Origin of the sequence: Facivitalis istanbulensis, from assembly GCF_040560405.1 — a bacterium.
Lineage (GTDB): Bacteria > Pseudomonadota > Alphaproteobacteria > Sphingomonadales > Sphingomonadaceae > Sphingomonas > Sphingomonas istanbulensis.
Map to the genome: position 1 here is coordinate 1 of NZ_JAVSCQ010000077.1, position 844 is coordinate 844.

1 protein-coding gene and 1 pseudogene are annotated in these 844 nt (G+C 54.4%); one reads left to right on the forward strand and one right to left on the reverse strand.

Going from position 1 to position 844, the window contains the following annotated elements; translation table 11 throughout:
- A pseudogene (locus tag RN629_RS18220) lies at positions 1-105 on the forward strand (IS5/IS1182 family transposase); the annotation flags it as partial.
- Here the strand turns inward: RN629_RS18220 and RN629_RS18225 are convergent.
- Positions 106-771: a TonB-dependent receptor domain-containing protein gene (locus RN629_RS18225; RefSeq protein ID WP_407036492.1), complete on the reverse strand. Its 666-nt coding sequence runs from the start codon at positions 769-771 to the stop codon at positions 106-108.
- Positions 772-844 lie beyond the last annotated feature (73 nt).

Sequence of the window (844 nt, forward strand, 5' to 3'; positions counted from 1 at the left end):
GGACGCCTGAAGGACTGGCGCCGCGTCGCCACCCGCTACGATCGGTGCCCGACCGTCTTCCTCTCCGCCATCGCGCTCGCTGCAACCGTCATCTTCTGGCTGTGATCAACGAGTCCTGACCCTAGGCCTTGAGGCGACAAGACAGCAATTACTGAGGCCGTCGAATCGCCAGTAGGACTTATTGAACATATTGTTCACGTTGAACCGGATGGTGACCGGAAGAGCATTGGCGCGCTCAAAGGTATATCTCAAACCGGAGTCAAAAAGGGTCACGTCGGATAGTCGATAATATAGAGCGCCCTCCCGTAGATATTCACTCCCAGTGTATGTTACACGACCCGTGATTGTCAGGCCCTGTAAAAAAGGTGCATCCCACTCAGCAGCGAGATTCCCCTGGAACTGTGGAACGCCGGGCGCTGTTTTACCATTATTCACGGGATTACTTGTTTTCCTGAGCTTAGGATCGAGCAGCATTGCGCCGCCGAGCAAGCGCAATCGCGGTGTCAATTGACCCGACAAATTAAGCTCGACCCCCCGATTGACTTGCTCTCCATCCACGGTCTGCGTAGGCAGGGGAGAGCCGCTTTTATCCAGAAGGCTCGGCTGCGTAATCCGGAAAACACTGAGCGTTGATTTGAGGCTTCCCCAATCTACTTTAACACCCGCCTCATATTGCTCAGTTTTAAAAGGCGGAAGAATCTGACCAGCGTTCGCATAGCTAGGGTCAGGACCCATTGATGTGAGCGCCGTGATCTGATTCAGGCTCCGCAAGGAGACCGATATGAGCGACCTGTTTTGGCTGACGGACGATCAGATGAAGCGGCTTCGGCCGTTCTTTCCCAAG